General features: G+C 69.5%; 2 protein-coding genes. Both read left to right on the plus strand.

The features are described from left to right. Positions 1 to 926, plus strand: a 926-nt coding sequence (locus ASE59_RS20770; RefSeq protein ID WP_321163234.1) for a helicase C-terminal domain-containing protein, incomplete at its 5' end; no start/stop codon positions are given. Beyond that, complete coding sequence (locus tag ASE59_RS16285) at positions 923 to 1,456, plus strand: SixA phosphatase family protein (protein ID WP_056458667.1); 534 nt, start codon at positions 923 to 925, stop codon at positions 1,454 to 1,456. The genes ASE59_RS20770 and ASE59_RS16285, both read left to right, overlap by 4 nt. The last annotated feature ends 153 nt before the right edge of the window (positions 1,457 to 1,609 follow it).

Consider the following 1,609-nt stretch of genomic DNA (forward strand, 5'->3'; position numbering starts at 1 on the left):
GGCGGCTGCTGGCGCGGGTCGGCGGGCCGGTCGATCCCGACTTCGTCGACTGGATGACGGTCGACCGGGTCGAGGGGCGCGAGTACGACATGGGGCTGCACCGCCATTGGCTCGACCCCAGCCGGCCGTTCGCCGAAACGGTACTGAAACCCGCGCATGGTGTGCTGGTGACGTCGGCGACGCTGCGCGCAGGCGGCGACTGGGACGTGGCCGATGCGCGGGTCGGCGCGCCGCACCTGATGCGCCAGCCGACGCATTTCGCGGCGACCAGCCCGTTCGCTTACGCGCAACAGGCCGAGGTGCTGATCGTCACCGATGTAAAGCGTGGCGACCTGCCCGCGCTCGCCAACGCCTATGGTCGGCTGATCGTCGCGGCAGGGGGCGGCACGCTGGGGCTGTTCACCGCGATCCGGCGGCTGCGCGGGGTCCATGCCCGCATCGCCGACCGGTTGGCGCGCGACGGACTGCCGCTCTATGCGCAGCATGTCGACCCGATCGACACCGGTACGTTGGTCGATATCTTTCGCGACGACCCCCGCGCCTCGCTGATCGGCACCGATGCGCTACGCGACGGGGTCGATGTGCCGGGCCATTCGCTCAGGATGGTCGTGATGGAGGGGGTGCCGTGGGTGAAGCCCGGCGTACTCCACGCGGCGCGACGGCTGGCCGGGGGTGGCAGCGCCTATGACGACCGGATGGTACGCGCGCGCTTGGCGCAAGCGTTCGGGCGGCTGATCCGCCGGGCGGACGATCGCGGGCTGTTCGTGCTGCTGTCGGCGGCAATGCCGTCGCGGCTGCTGGGTGCGTTCCCCGATGGGACACCGGTCATCCGCTGCACGCTGGACGAAGCGGTCGTGCGTGCCCTTTCCTTGGGTAAAGAAGTGGGGCATGGGGCGGATGCCCTGCCGATGGAGCCCTTGCCATGAAGAAGCTGACGCTGTTGCGCCACGCCAAGTCGAGCTCGGACGATGCCATCGTGCGCGATTTCGACCGGCCACTGAACGCGAAGGGTGCGCGCGCCGCGACGGCGATGGGCGCGCATGTGCGGCAACTGGGCCTAAAGTTCGACCATCTGGTCGCCAGTCCCGCGACGCGGGTCGTCGAGACGCTCGACCATTTCCGGCGCGGCTATGGCACGCTGCCCGACGAACAGAGCAACCGCGCGCTGTACCTCGCTTCCGAGGGGACGTTGCTGGACACCATCCGTGCCCTGCCCGCGACGGTCGATCGCGCGCTGCTGGTCGGGCATAATCCGGGGCTGGAGGATCTGGTCCTGCTGCTGTCGGCCGAGAGCAACCCGCTGCGCGGCACGGTCGAGGAGAAATTTCCGACTGCCAGCGTCGCGGTGCTGGAGCTGGACGGCGACTGGGGCAGTGCGTGCGATGGCTGCGGGCATCTGGTCACGTTCGTCCGCCCGCGCGATCTGGACCCGAGCCTGGGGCCGGGGCACGATTGATCTGAGCGCTGACCCGCCCCCCCGCGCAGGCGGCGGCCCAGGGTCCCACGCGCAGGCCATTGTTTTGCTTGGCTCTGGACCCCCGCCTGCGCGGGGAGTGTTCACCTCGGACTCAACAGGCGTTTTCTGGCGAGGAATATGTCGAGGGTGATC

The organism is Sphingomonas sp. Leaf10, assembly GCF_001421245.1.
Lineage (GTDB): Bacteria > Pseudomonadota > Alphaproteobacteria > Sphingomonadales > Sphingomonadaceae > Sphingomonas.